Origin of the sequence: Photobacterium phosphoreum (assembly GCF_002954725.1) — a bacterium.
Lineage (GTDB): Bacteria > Pseudomonadota > Gammaproteobacteria > Enterobacterales > Vibrionaceae > Photobacterium > Photobacterium phosphoreum.
On sequence record NZ_MSCQ01000004.1, the window covers coordinates 61,705 to 76,061 of the forward strand.

Here is a 14,357-nt window from a genome sequence, read left to right on the forward strand (position 1 = left end):
TGACAGCGGTTAGCTATTGAATAAATTGACCATCAAACACATGGGCAACCGGGCCAGTCATAAATAACGGTTTGCCTTCACCTGCCCAGCGAATATATAAATCACCGCCAGGTAAACAGACTTTAACGTTCTCATCCAATAGCCCTTGGCTGCGACCAATTGCAACAGCCGCACAAGCACCACTGCCACAGGCTTGAGTTTCACCAGCACCACGCTCATAAACGCGTAACTTTACCGTTCCGCGATCAATCACTTCCATGAAACCCGCATTAACACGCTCAGGAAAACGCTCATGGGATTCCAGTAGTGGTCCCAATTTTGCTACTGCCGCAGTATTAACATCATCAACGATAGTGACACAATGGGGATTACCCATACTAACCGCGCCACAAAACAAGGTTTGCTCACCGACCCGTAGTAAGTAGGTTTTCTCGGCCTGCTTGGCTCGCATCGGAATTTTAGCAGGTTCAAAATTAGGTGCGCCCATATTGACGGTAACTTGACCGTCACTTTCAAGCTTTAACACCATTTTTCCGGCTTTAGTGCTCACGGAGATATGGTATTTATTGGTTAAGCCTTTCATTGACACAAAGCGTGCAAAACAACGGGCACCGTTACCGCATTGTTCAACCTCACTTCCATCAGCATTAAAAATACGGTAGTGAAAATCCGTTTCAGGATCATACGGCGGCTCAACCACTAACAGTTGATCAAAACCAATGCCACGATGACGATCCGCTAAACGACGAATCGCATCGGGAGAAAAAAATACATTTTGCGTAACACAATCCACAACAACAAAGTCATTGCCGAGCCCATGCATTTTGGAAAAGTTAATCTGCATGATGTTCCTTAATTATTAAGCATCAGTTGCGACGACAATCATTCAACAAGATATTCATGCTGCCAAAGTTGTTCTAAGGTTTCACGTGCGCGTACTAAATGTACTTGTGAACCATCGACCATCACTTCTGCAACGCGAGGACGAGAATTATAATTAGAGGCCATCACGAAACCATAAGCCCCAGCAGACCTTACCGCAAGTAAGTCATCGGGGGCTAAACATAAGTGGCGATCTTTACCAATAAAATCACCCGTTTCACAAATAGGGCCAACTAAATCATAACACTGACGTTCGCCCTGACGCGGGATTACAGGCACAATATCCTGCCACGCGGAATACAAGGTCGGTCGAATTAAATCATTCATTGCGGCGTCTACGATGGCAAAGTTTTTATATTGAGTGTGTTTTAAAAACTCAACCTTGGTCAGTAACACCCCCGCATTCGCAGCAATCGCGCGCCCAGGTTCAAAAATCAATTCCAATTCAGGGTAAGCCACTAAACGTGATAACAATGCGGTCGCATAATCAGCGGGTAATGGCGGTTGCTCATCGTTATAGGTCACCCCTAAGCCACCACCAAGATCTAAATGTTTTATCTCAATCCCAACCGATTTCAACTCATCAATTAATGCCAATAAGCGCTCAGTCGCATCAATAAAAGGTTGTACTTCCGTTAATTGAGAACCGATATGACAATCCATCCCGACTACATTCAGGTGCGGTAATTGATGCGCAAGTTGGTACACTTCAAGCGCACGTTCACGCGCAATCCCAAATTTATTGTCGCGCAATCCGGTTGAAATATAAGGGTGGGTATTAGCATTAACATCCGGATTAATCCGCAATGAAATTGGCGCTATTTTACCTAATTGTCCGGCAACATGGTTTAAACGTTCTAATTCAGGTTCAGATTCAACATTAAAACATTTAATGCCTAGCTCAAGTGCGCGCTGCATTTCCAATGCGGTTTTGCCAACACCAGAAAAAACCACCTTGGTAGGATCGCCACCAGCAGCTAATACGCGCTCTAATTCACCGAGGGAGACAATATCAAACCCTGAGCCTAAACGTGCAAGGACATTAAGCACCCCAAGGTTAGAGTTCGCTTTCACCGCATAGCAAATCAAATGCGGTTGAGTGGCTACCGCGTGATCAAAAGCATGCCAATGACGCTCGAGAGTTGCTCGAGAATAAACATAAAGCGGGGTACCATATTGTGCGGCTAATTCAGCCAATGCCACCTCTTCTGCCCATAATTGCCCGTCTTGCTGGTAATTAAAATAATCCAATGCTTTTCTTCCCTGTCTGGTTGACTGTTATTGAGACTAAATCATCATCGCTATGATGTTTTTATTGGGGTTGATGTTGCTGTGGCGCATCTTTTGGCATGTAAAGTGGTCCACTTTGGCCACAGCCAGTTAAAATTAACGATCCTAAGAGCAAAATTGCGAATAAACCTTTATGCATAATTCAAAGCCAGTGATTATCATTCCAATGACCTCTATAATCGCACCAAGAACAAGAAATGCAATAGGACGCAATAGGATGAATGATACTGAATTTCACCAACTGGCCGATCTGGCACTGATGCAGATTGAAGAAGGCATCGATGAATCAGGTGTTGATATTGAGCCAGAAACCACAGGTAACGTGCTCACATTAGAGTTTGCGAACCGCAGCCAAATTGTTATTAATCGCCAAGAACCACTACACGAACTATGGTTAGCTTCAAAATCAGGTGGTTACCACTTCAAATACACCGGTAGTGAATGGCGTTGTACTCGTAGCGACAAAGAATTATTTGCGCTACTTAAACAAGAGTGCAGCTTACATGCAGGTGAAGATGTAACTTGGTAATATTAATTTCACGTATCGCAGTGATAAAAAAAGCCTTCAAAAAATGAAGGCTTTTTTCTGCGCTTGTCACAAACCACGATGTTAATTAAGATTAATACCGTTATTAGCCGCTTCAGCGCTATCGTTACGACGTGCTACTTGACCACTTTTAAACGGCAATACTCGTAACTCACCTTTGTCGTTATGAGCAATATCGTAAAACTGGGGCAAATTAAAGTTGATAAAATTAGCACTATAACTAAACCGATCTTGCGATGAGGTATAAAAACGGTTCACACCATGAACCATTTCATCTTTATTACCACTGCACTGGCGATACACTTCCATTTGATTGGTTTCATCTAAAATATAGATATTGAAACCTTGATCACAATCTTCAAAAAAGAACTGAATCAAACCTTCGCTGGCATAAGCATCAACAATTTCAGGTGGATGCGGTTCATCGGTTTTACCCATCACCACTTTCGGTATATCACTGACTTTATTGGATGAAATACAACTATAAAAATCGACCGAGTTTTCTAGGCGCTGCACTGAAACACCTCGACGCTCAAAAAACAGCCCATAGGTTTCATCGGCGATATGCACCGCTTTAAAACGACGCCGCTTTTCTGCTTCAACTGGCTTTAAGCGCATTTCAATACACTCAGCTACCAATTGATAGACCACGTTACGAATTAAACCACGCATATGTTTGCTATAACAAAACACATCAATCGCTTCGGGTGGAATCGCATCGTGATGCATTTTACCGAGCATGGTTTTCAACGCATCGAGCATGGCATAATTACCACTAAAATTCAGGGTTCGAACTTCATTCCACGAATTACGATAAACCAAATCGACACTGCCAACTAAGCATTTTTGCTCAGGTCCGTAACTGAAAATATCGGTGGTTTTAAAATCAAACCGCACCGAGCGATTTTTTAGCTCGGTGGTTGGATCATTTTCTAAATTAACAAACAACCCTAATTGTCGAATTTCACACGGGCTAGATAACGCTTGTAAGCCAGGATGCGGACGACGAATTGGAAAGGTATTGCGAATATCACTCACCAATTGATACAGCTTGTCTAAATCCATATCAGCATGACGAGCCACGGTGTGTAAATGGGTCGATTCAGTCAACAAACCATTAAAATAACTCCACGCAACTAACTTTGATAAGTAGCGGTTATGCTCTAATGGGGGTTGGCCTAAAATGTATTTCGCTTCAATCGGTTGTTTATATAAATACCAACCCGCAGTATTGGTTCGCCCTTCAGGGACTTGAATAAAACTCAGATCAGGTTCGTGTAAATCCGGTGATATTTGCGGATTTAATAACGTCACCTTGCCCGGCAGTACCTCAAACGCGGCATATAATTTACGCGCCAAAATACTGATATCTTCCGGACTAATGGCCGAGGTAATATCATTGCGGCGCGCAAAACGAATTAAATTTCGGTAACTGAGCATCAACGCATCAAGCAATTCATTATGCGCTTGCTTCACTTGAGCGACTTTCCAATTACGGCGATTATCTAGCTCTGCCACAACCTCGGTCGACCACTGCCATTGCTCAGTTAAATGCTGCAACGCTTGTCGACGCCACACTACCGAGCCGGATGCTGGCTTGCGAGTTAATTTCTCATGGGTTTTAAGATAAAAACAGCGACGCACCAAATCTAAACGACGATGATCATCAATGCGCTCTAAGTAACGAGTTACTTTTTCAAGCATTAAATAATAAGCATCCATACAATATTCACTGCGATCTTCAGCAAAGAAACGGCGCTTACCATCAAGGCTTAATAATTGGGTGTGCGGGTATTCCCACGAATAGGCTTCAAGCAAAATGGCTTTTAAAACCGATTTATACGGAGAGTCGATACTTTTGTATAACTGCCACAAACTGGAACCAAAATATTCTTCGGCAGGAATACGCATCAAACCGCCAAAATCAATCCATTGGTCACGCTTGATATAACCTTTAGCAACCAGATCATCGATATATTGGTCATAGCACTCTTCCATCTCTGGCGGCACCATAAACCATAATAGCGGCAATCCCGCTAAACAGACGGCTGAACGATAGAATTCATCTAATAATAATAAATGCTGACTTGAGCCACAGTTTTCACCAGTCATGGCTTCAGAAAAATTGTCGCGGAAACGATTTTCATCGATCAAAAAGAAGTTAGCTTCAACCCCTTGCTCCATCGCCCATTGGGAAACTAAGCTACATTTACGGTCTAATGCTTCACGACGGTGACGATTTAATGACGTAGGAATACACACCCAAATATCGAGATCGCTGGTGAGACTTTGCCCCATAGAAGAAGTACTACCCATGGCATAAAGGCCAGTAATTGGGCAGTCGGCATCAGCAACCAATAGCGGTTCAATGGGCATTATCGCAGTACGAGAGCAATCATTAACAAATTGCTGCTGTACGTCAGTGACGATAAAATGCGCAATTCCCTGAGGTACTTGTTGATCAAGGTACCCCGGCAAAGCTGGATGGTTATAATGTAATAAGACAGGTAACAGATCAAAAACCTGTACCGACGGCTCATTCATTGCTAAGCGTGCTCGCTCAATGCGAAGCTCAGTCAGTGAGTCCAGTCTACCTTTTAGCGTCTTGATATAATTTTGCAAATTACTCTTCCAAGAGCTAGCAGTGTTAGTGCGGCCCGCAGTTTGACATTAATAGCGTAAATTTTATTCAAAATGAGAAAAAACGTGATCAATGTATCATTTTTAATACCTACGGTAAAGATAATGCCAAGCTTGCCCAGTAACAACAGTCAATGATTCATCCGTGATTATCAGACTCTAAATCGTGGTCATAGCCAATCACAACCAATCACGCTGCAACTAGAAACCAATCAACGACTTATTGCGATAAATATCACATTTTGTATTGTGGTTAGCTACACAATAACGCTTGGAATCAGGAACCGCAATACACGAATTATCATCCATGCTTAGGTAGTGGTACGATATGACGCATAAAAAATAACAACCTTGGTTAACGGACCCTCTTTACTATGATGACAACCCAACCGATTCGCATTGCTACACGTAAAAGCCCATTAGCCATGTGGCAAGCAGAGTTCGTCAAAGCTGAACTTGAACTGGCTCACCCTGGGCTCGTTGTTGAATTGCTGCCTATGGTAACAAAAGGTGACATTATTTTAGATACGCCTTTAGCAAAAGTCGGCGGTAAAGGCTTATTTGTTAAAGAGTTAGAAATCGCGATGCTGGAAGGCCGTGCTGATATTGCCGTCCACTCAATGAAAGATGTGCCGGTTGAGTTCCCTGAAGGGCTCGGCCTAGTGACCATTTGTGAGCGTGAAGATCCACGTGATGCTTTTGTGTCTAATCACTATGACTCCATTGATGATTTACCGCTAGGCGCAATTGTAGGTACTTCAAGTTTACGTCGTCAGTGTCAATTACGCGCTCAACGTCCTGATCTGATCGTTAATGACCTCCGTGGTAATGTGAATACCCGTCTGCGCAAACTCGATGAAGGTCAATATGATGCTATCATTTTAGCGGCAGCAGGCCTTAAACGCCTTAAAATGCATGATCGTATTCGCAGCGAAATTACTCCAGAAACCAGCTTACCTGCAGTCGGTCAAGGTGCCGTCGGCATTGAGTGTCGTTTGGATGATCAACGAGTACGTCAACTACTTACGCCGCTAAATCACCAACCGACAGCAACTCGTGTGTTGTGTGAGCGCGCGATGAATAATCGTCTTCAAGGTGGTTGCCAAGTACCTATCGGTAGCTATTCAGAACTACAAGGCGATACCATCTGGTTACGCGCTTTAGTCGGTGAGCCTGATGGTAGCATTATTATTCGTGCTGAAATCAGTGGCCCGATTGCCGATGCAGAACACTTAGGTGAAACCTTAGCGGATGAGCTATTAGCCAAAGGTGCTAAAGACATTCTTGACCGTTTATACGGTAACGCCTAATGACTGTGCTGATCACCCGTCCTGCACCCGAGTGCGATCAATTGGCCGCACAACTTAACCAAGTGGCGATCAGCGCAATTGCTCAGCCTTTACTTGAGGTGCAGCAAGGGAAACATATAAATAGATTAATAGAACAAATTCAACAACTGCAACAAGGTGACTATATTATTGCAGTTAGCTATCATGCGGTACGTTTTGCAACTGATTACTTGATTTCACAAGGTGCAGAATGGCCAAAAAACATGCATTATATAGCCGTTGGCGACAAGACAGCTGCTGCCTTAACGCAAGCTTGTCAGCAACCAGTAAGCTCACCCACAGGTAGTCATGATAGTGAAGCACTATTAGCCTTACCTGAGCTTGCTAATATTTGCCAACGTAGAGTATTAATCTTACGAGGTAATGGGGGACGCGAATTAATCTATCAAGCATTAACCGCTCGCCACGCTCAAGTCAGTTACTGTGAGACTTATCAACGCTGCTGGCTTACTCTCGATGCAACACAATTAGTCCAACAATGGCAACAACAGCAAATACAGGCTCTAGTTGTCACAAGTAGTGAACAGTTAATATACTTAACGGGATTAATCCCAACAGAGGATTTGACTTGGCTTTATAATTGCCATCTTTTCGTACCAAGTCAACGAATCGCAGATCAAGCTTTAACGCTTGGCTACAGACATATTTCCACAGTGGGAAGCGCCGCTAATCAGGCGTTATTCACGTTCCTAAAAAGCAACGTAAGCTAACGGAATAATTAGGATGACAGACAAAACAACTAACACAAACTCAACTGCAGCGCCATCAACGAAAGATAAGCCTGCGGTTACTGCTTCAAAAACGACCCAAACAGCACCAGCAACAACTAAACAAAAAAAATCAGGTAGCAAAACTGGTTGGGTTGCGATTGCACTCGTATTGGCATTGGGTGGTGGTCTTTACTATCATGGCCATCAGCAAGGTCTACAACAACAACAGCAAGTGGCTGCCTTACAGCAACAAATTGCAACCATGAAGGCGGCGATGCAAGCCGACCAACAACAAACCATCTCGATGGTTAATAATGAACTAAGCACAACCCAACAAAAGGTTGAGCAAGGCATTAGCCAACAGCAAAAATCGATTGATTCTATTCAAACTGCGATTGCTGATTTAAAAGGCCAAGAGCCTAACGATTGGTTATTAGCGGAAGCGGATTACTTAGTTAAAATGGCCGGCCGTAAGTTATGGTTAGAACATGACGTTACCAGCGCAACTTTATTACTGGAAGCTGCCGATCATCGTATTGCGGAATTAAATGAACCAAGCCTTAAAGGCCTACGTCAAGCAATGAGCAATGACATTACCGCCCTAAAATCAATCACAGTGGTTGACCGTGACGGTATTGTATTGCGCCTTAACAGTCTTGAAAACAGTATTGATAGCTTACCACTAGCCAATGCGGTATTAGCGAAAGCAGAGCCACAACAAAACCCAACCGTTAGCCAATCTGTTAATGATTGGAAAGATAATCTAATGACCTCATTAAAGAATTTTAGTGAGCATTTCATTACTTATCGTAAGCGTGATGGCAGTGTTGTGCCATTATTGTCACCACAACAAGATTTTTATCTTCAGCAAAATATTACCAACAAGTTAGAGACTGCTATCTCTGCGGTATACCGTGATCAAGGCCAAGTTTACCGTGAGTCAATCGCTACGGCGATCAAGTGGGCTCAACAGTACTACGACCTATCATCACCAAAAACACAGAGCTTTATTGCTGGCTTACAGCAACTAGAGCAACAAAATGTGAACGTTGATTATCCCGCTAAACTGCAATCACAAGCGATGATCACCCAATTAGTCAATCAAGTATTGCGTAATAAGATGACCGCGCTGAGTGATGCGACTTCACCACCAAAGACACACGCTAAACAACAACCAAAAGCGTTAAAACTGATCAAAATCGAAGCAACTAGTCCAAGTTCAGCGGCAACGCCAACAACATCGACTGCAACAAAAAAAGTGATGCCACTAGTAAAACCTGCCACAGCAACATCTGCGGCAGCGACTAGCACTGTTAAAGAGGAAACCAAATAATGATTAAATTGTTGTTATTGGTCATCGCTCTGATTGCCGGTATCATTGTCAGCCCCGATCTTGCTGGTCATCAAGGCTATGTGTTGATCTCGTTTGCCAATCAAACCATCGAAATGAGCTTAACCACACTGATTATTGTCGCGATTGCCATCGTAGCGATATTTTTTGTACTTGAGTTTATTTTACGTCGCCTATTTTCTGTTGGTAGCTCAACCCGCGGTTGGTTTAGTGGTCGCCACATTCGCAAAGCACGCCGTAACACTGCGGAAGGACTATTGAAAGTCGCTGAAGGTGATTGGAAGTCAGCTGAAAAAATGCTTTCTAAATCAGCAAAATACAGTGACGCACCGATTCTAAACTACTTAGCAGCAGCAGAAGCGGCACAAGGATTGGGTAAAACACAACTGCGTGATCAATACTTGCAACTAGCAGCAGAGCAAGACACTGAAAGCCTGGCGGTAGCACTGACACGTGTCAAACTTCAAATTCGTCAACAACAATTTGAACAGGCACTTGCAACCTTGCAAGACGTACAGCCAACCAGTCCACGTAACCCAATGATACTGAGCTTATTAAAGCAGTGTTATTTACAATTAGAAGATTGGAAAGCCCTGCAAGCATTGCTACCTCAATTAACAAAAGCAAACGTGATCACGGCAGAAGAAGCAGCACAATTAGATATCCAAGCACAATGTGGTCAAATGCATCACTTAAGCCAACAAAATGGCAGTGATGGTTTAATCGGTTACTGGAACAGTATCAATCGTAAAGACAAACACAATCCGGCATTAGTGGCCTGTTTTGTTAAGCAAATGATTGTTCGCCATGCAGATTCGGAAGCTTTCCCGATCTTGCGCGATGCTATCAAGAAAAACCCTGAGCACAACTTAATTAGCTTAATGCCACAATTAACGCTACCCGATCGCCACCCTGCGATTGTTAGCCTACAAGACTTATTAGCTAACAACAGTAACAACCCGACACTGCAAAGTGCATTAGGACAAATGTTAATGGCTGATGGCCAATGGCAACCGGCTAAAGAGCATTTAGAAAAGGCCGTAGCAATACGTCCAGATGTGACAGATTTTGCCCACCTTGTGGCGACGCTTGAGCAACTTGGCGATAAGCAAGCCGCAGCGGAAGTTTCCCGCCAAGCACTGCAACTAGCAAAACCTGATCAAGCTTAAATTTTAAGCCTGAAAAAAGCGCCTTGATGGCGCTTTTTTTTCGTCTGGATAACAGTTTTAGCATTAACATGTTTCTAAATGTAAACAGCCATTACAAGGTGTATCTACCCCATTGCTCCTAACTGATAAACACGTTCCAATAGCCACTGTGCCCTTTTTATTTAACATTTGGATAACTGTTATGGATATGCTTCCTTGGCTGATTGTTTCAGGTATTATGGTGTCTGTGGTTGTTGGCGTAATGATGGCTGTATTAATTAAACACGCTGATTAATAAACCCGCACCTATAAAAAAGCCTCCCATTAAACTGAGAGGCTTTTTTGTTGCCAATAATTATTTTATTATTAATATCTTACGCTAACCCCAACGCTTGCTTGGTTTTACGTAATTGCTTATCAAATTTCTTCACCGCTTTAGCCGCTTTTTTTAATAACTTGGTTTTTTTCTTGGCTAATTTTTTAAGTTTCTCAGTGTGATCCAGTAACGCATCTGGCTGCTCAATAACCTCTGTTTGTTCTACAACAGTAACCATCTCAATCCGACTTTGACCAACAGCGGTTGGCCTCGGTAACTGATGAATATTCATTATTACAGGAGCAGGCGGCGCAGATGCTGCTAATGTCATTACCGAAGCAGGCATTGGCGTCATTATCGGAGCTATTGTTGGTGCGACGGCATTGGTTAAGCGACTCGGTTTACACAAGTAATCTTTATCACTTGCTACTCGCGTACAACTCGCACAAATAAATTTTGGCTCACTAACAATCTTAGTGATCGTCGCAAATTGATCGGCAATTTCAGCACGACGATACTTACACAACGACTTCACCATCAATACATCCTCACAAAAGACTCACCAGAATAACGACATTAAACGATAATGATTCGTAATTCCAGCAATGAATGTCTTGTTCGAATGTTAATGTGTAACGTTTTATTTTAGCGTGTCATTAGTTTTCATTGCCGCCTTCACATAAATATCAAACCGATTTTTCTTAGTCTCAATTGCCATTGACGGCTTTGCATTAGCCAAAAATTCAGCATAATCAGGGCGTTTAACTACAATCCGTTTCGTTGCTAACGCATACGCTGGTGCAAACAATTCATCAGCATCTAAATCTGCGCCGACTAAAGTTTGGAATACCCGCATTTCTTTTTTAACCAACGCTGATTTCTTTTTATGTGGGTACATTGGATCAAGATAGATCACTTCTGGAGCAACAAAATCTTTATCCGCCGCTAACTGCAATAACGCATCTTGGCTCGACGCATGCAATAACTGCATCCGCTCACTGACCCAATGACCAATTTCAGGATCTGCTTTAGCGCGCGCTAAACCATCATCCAATAAAGCTGCCACCACCGGATGTCGCTCAACCAATTGCACTTTACAACCCAATGACGCTAATACAAACGCATCGCGCCCTAAGCCTGCAGTCGCATCTAATACTGTTGGCGTAATACCGTTTTTTAACCCCACCGCTTTCGCAATCGCTTGACTACGACCACCACCAAATTTACGGCGATGGGCGACAGCACCACTGGCGAGATCAACAAAAACGGCACCCAGTTTGGGCTCGTCTAACTTACGTAGCTCTAACTGATTAGCAGTTAACACTAACGCAAAGCAACTGTGCTCATCATGCGTCAATCCCCAGCGGGCGGCGAGTTGATCTAATTCAGACTGACGTTGAGGAACTTCACAAAGTAAGGCTAGCTGCACAGCATTCTCCGGTATCAAACAATATCTATCTCGCTCAATAATGGGAAATAGACGCTATAGGCGGCGAATTATAGCACCACAAATCACGCTTGGCTCTGGTATCACTACCTAACATAAGGATAAGATAGTCTCAGATCGCAGCATGCGAATAACTGACCTTGCCAGAAAGGAATTATGATGAATGTAGCCGTTCGTATCGATGATTTAGATCGCGATATTCTTAACGCGTTAATGACCGATGCACGCGTACCCTACGCTGAAATGGCAAAACGGTTCAATGTCAGTCCTGCAACTGTTCATGTCCGGGTTGAGAAAATGCGAGCCTCGCAAATAATTACAGGCACTGAAGTGATCGTTAACCCGAAATTATTGGGCTATGACGTGTGCTGTTTTATTGGGATTAATCTTTATGCTGCCCGTGATTATCATTCGGCACTTGAAAAGCTTAATCAGCTTGATGAAGTGGTAGAAGCGTATTACACCACTGGTGCTTACAATATTTTCGTCAAATTAATGTGTCATTCGATTGAAGAATTACAGCACGTGCTAATCAATAAACTGCAAGCGATTAAAGAAGTACAATCAACGGAAACTTTAATTTCACTGCAAAACCCGATCAATCGAAATGTAAAACCATAGCGATAATTTGCCACAAAAAAAGCGAGCCTAAGCTCGCTTTTGATCACGGACTATATCCGCATTATTTTTTCAAATTTAGCGCACGCTCAGCAGCGTCTGCTGCTAACCATTCAGCAACGGTCTTAGCAAAATACGTTAACACGCCATCAGCACCTGCACGTTTAAAGCACATTAATGATTCCATTACAGTTTCACGCTCTTTAAGCCAACCATTTTGGAATGCCGCCATGTGCATCGCATATTCACCTGACACTTGGTAAGCATATGTTGGCACTTGCAGCTCAGATTTCACCCGACGTACCACATCTAAATAAGGCATCCCCGGCTTCACCATCACCATATCGGCACCTTCACTGATGTCCATTGCCACTTCGTGCAACGCTTCGTCACTATTAGCAGGATCCATCTGGTAGGTTTTCTTATCGCCACCTTTAAGATTGCCAGTAGAGCCAACAGCATCACGAAACGGGCCATAGTAATTCGACGCATATTTAGCTGAGTAAGCCATAATTTGCGTATTAATATGGCCCGCTTGCTCTAGTGCTTCACGAATAGCGCCAATGCGACCATCCATCATATCGGAAGGTGCGATAACATCAGCACCCGCATCAGCATGAGATAATGCTTGTTTAATCAAAATCTCAGTGGTGATGTCGTTAAGAACATAACCTTCATCATCAATAATACCGTCTTGGCCATGAACCGTGAACGGATCTAACGCAACATCGGTGATCACACCCAGTTCTGGTACGTGCGCCTTTAAAGCACGAACCGCTGTTTGTACTAAACCATCAACGTTATACGCTTCTTCTGCTAATTCAGATTTAAACTGTTGTGATACCACTGGAAATAATGCAATCGCAGGCACACCAAGACTGGCAATATAAGCCGCTTCTTCTAACAGTAAGTCAATTGATAAGCGCTCAATACCCGGCATTGAAGCGACACTCTCGCGACGGTTAGTGCCTTCCAGAACAAACATCGGATAAATGAGATCATTAACAGATAACTGGTTTTCCGCCATCAAACGACGACTAAAATCATGCTTGCGAACTCGACGCATACGACGTCCAGGAAAAGCACCTTGAATAGATACAGACACGGTAAACTCCTTACAGGTTAATGAGTATTTATAATATCACTCACATCACCAAGGTGGGATTAAATTGCAAAAAAAGCTTGGCTTACTTGGTAAGAATTATTGACAACTTGTGTCGCAGACTCACCACGACACTCGCCAATAACCGTTGCAATATGCGGTAAATACAACGGTTCATTACGACTAGATTTCGGCTTAGGACGATAATCTCGCGGTAATAAATACGGACAATCCGTTTCAATCATTAATCGCTGACTCGGAATATTTTTCACGATCTGACGCAACTCAGTACCTCGGCGTTCATCACAGATCCAGCCAGTAATACCAATATGTAAATCAAGAGCCAAACACTCTCGCAGTTCTTGCTGTGAACCGGTAAAGCAATGCAATACAGCGGCAGGTAATTTATCGCGCCATGGTTTTAGGATCGCTAAAAACCGCTCATGGGCATCACGACAATGCATAAACACCGGCATATTGAGCTCAGCCGCCACAGCTAATTGCGCTTCAAACACCGCTTCTTGCTGCGGATGCGGTGAAAAATCACGATTAAAATCCAGTCCACATTCACCTATCGCTACCACTTGGGGTAATTGCGCTAAAGCTCGAATTTGTGGCAAGGCGAAATCGGTCACCGAGGTTGCATCATGCGGATGAACACCGGCAGTGCTGTAACAATAATCAGGCCATTGCTGAGCCAATTGTTGAGCAGCAATGCTTTCTTCAATACTGGTACCGGTAATCACCAGTCCTTTGACGCCAACCGCTTGAGCACGTGCAATAACCGCTGCGCGATCTTTATCAAAGCGGCTATTAGTAAGATTAACGCCAATATCTATCATTTCTTTTCCATCCCTTGATGAAGAGTTCTTAATGGCAGTATATCGAGCCCTGCATTAACTAACTACGTGATAATAACACCAAAATACAGACACAAAAAAACCGACACTAATGTCT

The 14,357-nt window shown here is 43.3% G+C and carries 14 protein-coding genes; 6 read left to right on the top strand and 8 right to left on the bottom strand.

The features are described from left to right. Positions 1-13 precede the first annotated feature (13 nt). From dapF to lptM, 3 genes are all read right to left on the bottom strand, one after another. Positions 14-844 carry a diaminopimelate epimerase gene (gene dapF, locus BTO21_RS19390; RefSeq protein WP_045029839.1) on the bottom strand — a complete coding sequence of 277 codons (831 nt, stop codon included), beginning with the start codon at positions 842-844 and terminating at the stop codon, positions 14-16. A gap of 38 nt (positions 845-882) precedes the next feature. Then, a complete protein-coding gene (lysA, locus tag BTO21_RS19395) occupies positions 883-2,133 on the bottom strand; it encodes a diaminopimelate decarboxylase (RefSeq protein ID WP_045029837.1) in 1,251 nt (416 codons plus the stop codon). A 61-nt stretch (positions 2,134-2,194) separates the two neighbouring features. After that, positions 2,195-2,311, bottom strand: coding sequence for an LPS translocon maturation chaperone LptM (gene lptM, locus BTO21_RS19400; protein ID WP_082056864.1), 117 nt, complete (start codon positions 2,309-2,311; stop codon positions 2,195-2,197). A gap of 78 nt (positions 2,312-2,389) precedes the next feature. Here lptM and cyaY point away from each other — a divergent pair, with 78 nt between their 5' ends. Next, on the top strand, positions 2,390-2,701 hold the full coding sequence (gene cyaY, locus BTO21_RS19405) for an iron donor protein CyaY (protein WP_045029836.1): 312 nt from the start codon (positions 2,390-2,392) through the stop codon (positions 2,699-2,701). 81 nt (positions 2,702-2,782) lie between these two features. Here cyaY and BTO21_RS19410 read toward each other — a convergent pair whose 3' ends face one another. Further along, positions 2,783-5,341: a class I adenylate cyclase gene (locus BTO21_RS19410; protein WP_045029834.1), complete on the bottom strand. Its 2,559-nt coding sequence runs from the start codon at positions 5,339-5,341 to the stop codon at positions 2,783-2,785. Positions 5,342-5,736: 395 nt separating this feature from the next. Here BTO21_RS19410 and hemC point away from each other — a divergent pair, with 395 nt between their 5' ends. The 4 genes from hemC to BTO21_RS19430 are packed head-to-tail and all read left to right on the top strand — an operon-like array spanning position 5,737 to position 9,938. After that, positions 5,737-6,669: a hydroxymethylbilane synthase gene (gene hemC / locus BTO21_RS19415; RefSeq protein WP_045029924.1), complete on the top strand. Its 933-nt coding sequence runs from the start codon at positions 5,737-5,739 to the stop codon at positions 6,667-6,669. Then, complete coding sequence (locus BTO21_RS19420) at positions 6,669-7,418, top strand: uroporphyrinogen-III synthase (RefSeq protein WP_045029832.1); 750 nt, start codon at positions 6,669-6,671, stop codon at positions 7,416-7,418. Before hemC ends, BTO21_RS19420 begins: the two co-directional genes overlap by 1 nt. Before the next feature lie 13 nt (positions 7,419-7,431). Next, complete coding sequence (hemX, locus tag BTO21_RS19425) at positions 7,432-8,751, top strand: uroporphyrinogen-III C-methyltransferase (RefSeq protein ID WP_082056863.1); 1,320 nt, start codon at positions 7,432-7,434, stop codon at positions 8,749-8,751. Then, positions 8,751-9,938: a heme biosynthesis HemY N-terminal domain-containing protein gene (locus tag BTO21_RS19430; protein ID WP_045029831.1), complete on the top strand. Its 1,188-nt coding sequence runs from the start codon at positions 8,751-8,753 to the stop codon at positions 9,936-9,938. The genes hemX and BTO21_RS19430 overlap by 1 nt, the downstream gene beginning before the upstream one ends. 353 nt (positions 9,939-10,291) lie before the next feature. Here BTO21_RS19430 and BTO21_RS19435 read toward each other — a convergent pair whose 3' ends face one another. Together BTO21_RS19435 and BTO21_RS19440 are read right to left on the bottom strand one after the other, a co-directional pair. Continuing rightward, positions 10,292-10,771: a hypothetical protein gene (locus BTO21_RS19435; protein WP_045029829.1), complete on the bottom strand. Its 480-nt coding sequence runs from the start codon at positions 10,769-10,771 to the stop codon at positions 10,292-10,294. Between the two features lie 102 nt (positions 10,772-10,873). Continuing rightward, positions 10,874-11,662 (bottom strand): class I SAM-dependent methyltransferase, encoded by a 789-nt coding sequence (locus BTO21_RS19440; protein ID WP_045029828.1) that lies wholly within the window; start codon positions 11,660-11,662, stop codon positions 10,874-10,876. A 177-nt stretch (positions 11,663-11,839) separates the two neighbouring features. Here BTO21_RS19440 and asnC point away from each other — a divergent pair, with 177 nt between their 5' ends. Next, the gene (gene asnC / locus BTO21_RS19445; protein WP_045029826.1) at positions 11,840-12,301 is read left to right on the top strand and encodes a transcriptional regulator AsnC; all 462 of its coding nucleotides are present in this window, start codon (positions 11,840-11,842) and stop codon (positions 12,299-12,301) included. A 61-nt stretch (positions 12,302-12,362) separates the two neighbouring features. On the opposite strand, the gene hemB is transcribed toward asnC, so the two are convergent. Together hemB and BTO21_RS19455 are read right to left on the bottom strand one after the other, a co-directional pair. Beyond that, entirely contained in the window at positions 12,363-13,403 is a 1,041-nt protein-coding gene (gene hemB, locus BTO21_RS19450) for a porphobilinogen synthase (RefSeq protein WP_045029824.1), read from the bottom strand. A gap of 59 nt (positions 13,404-13,462) precedes the next feature. After that, positions 13,463-14,242: a TatD family hydrolase gene (locus BTO21_RS19455; RefSeq protein ID WP_045029823.1), complete on the bottom strand. Its 780-nt coding sequence runs from the start codon at positions 14,240-14,242 to the stop codon at positions 13,463-13,465. Positions 14,243-14,357 lie beyond the last annotated feature (115 nt).